2 tRNA genes and 3 rRNA genes are annotated in these 1,214 nt (G+C 55.2%); all 5 read left to right on the top strand.

The features are described 5' to 3' along the window. A 16S ribosomal RNA gene (locus VQ071_RS29250) occupies nt 1-100 on the top strand; the annotation flags it as partial. Nucleotides 101-186: 86 nt separating this feature from the next. Continuing rightward, nucleotides 187-303, top strand: a 5S ribosomal RNA gene (gene rrf, locus VQ071_RS29245). Between the two features lie 61 nt (nt 304-364). Continuing rightward, a tRNA-Ile gene (locus VQ071_RS29240) sits at nt 365-441 on the top strand. A 26-nt stretch (nt 442-467) separates the two neighbouring features. Next, a tRNA-Ala gene (locus VQ071_RS29235) sits at nt 468-543 on the top strand. A 250-nt stretch (nt 544-793) separates the two neighbouring features. Next, nucleotides 794-1,214, top strand: a 23S ribosomal RNA gene (locus VQ071_RS29230); the annotation flags it as partial.

Here is a 1,214-nt window from a genome sequence, read left to right as displayed (position 1 = left end):
TAACCCGCAAGGGAGCCAGCCGTCGAAGGTGGGGTAGATGATTGGGGTGAAGTCGTAACAAGGTAGCCGTATCGGAAGGTGCGGCTGGATCACCTCCTTTCTAAGGAGCCCTTCGGGGCAATACGAAGTCCGTTGCTTTAACCGCTCGAGTTCAGTTTTGAAGGAGAAATCCTTCTGCAATACCGGTTTGGTGATAATGGCGGAAGGGTTCCACGCGTACCCATCTCGAACACGACCGTTAAGCCTTCCAGCGCCGATGGTACTTGGACCGCAGGGTCCTGGGAGAGTAGGACGTCGCCAAGCCGGTCTTGATTCCCTTTACGGGAATTGAGGTCAAGCCAGCGAGAAACTGGCCATAACGTGCGGGCCTTTAGCTCAGCTGGTTAGAGCGCACCCCTGATAAGGGTGAGGTCGGTGGTTCGAGTCCACTAAGGCCCACCACCAAGTTTTAATGGAATACTTCCCATGGGGACTTAGCTCAGCTGGGAGAGCACCTGCCTTGCACGCAGGGGGTCAACGGTTCGATCCCGTTAGTCTCCACCAATGCCTTATTTCTCCGCGCAGCCTGCTTGTCAGATGAGCGGAGGGAGCAGACGACTTCGGTCGCTTGTTTGCACCTTGAAAACCGGATAGCGAAACGAAAATGCGCAATTAGTAATTCTCTTGCCTTGTGAGGTTTAGCTGCAAGCGGAGCATGGACGAATTGAAGCGCCTTTCGACCATCAGTCGAGCCGTGTAAACGGTGAGACGGGTTGATGGGAGAACGCGGTGAAATCGGCCATGCGGAGCGACAGGTTAAGCTAATAAGGGCGCACGGAGGATGCCTAGGCGCCAGGAGCCTAAGAAGGACGCGGCGAACAGCGAAATTGCCTCGGGGAGCCGTAAGCAGGCTTTGATCCGGGGATGTCCGAATGGGGAAACCCGGCTGGGGTCATGCCCAGTCATCCATGAGTGAATCCATAGCTCATGAGAAGGCACACCCAGGGAACTGAAACATCTAAGTACCTGGAGGAGAAGAAAACAAGAGTGATTCCGTCAGTAGCGGCGAGCGAAAGCGGATTAGCCCAAACCTGAGAGCTTGCTCTCAGGGGTTGTGGGACGTCTCACATGGAGTTACAAAGGGATAGGTTAGGCGAAGAGATCTGGAAAGGTCCGGCACAGAGGGTAAAAGCCCCGTAGCCGAAAGTCTATCCCCTCCGAGACGGATCCCGAGT

The organism is Cohnella sp. 56 (assembly GCF_037963805.1).
GTDB lineage: Bacteria > Bacillota > Bacilli > Paenibacillales > Paenibacillaceae > Cohnella.
The sequence above is the reverse complement of the archived record's forward strand: the minus strand, read 5'-3'. Positions and strand labels throughout refer to the sequence as shown.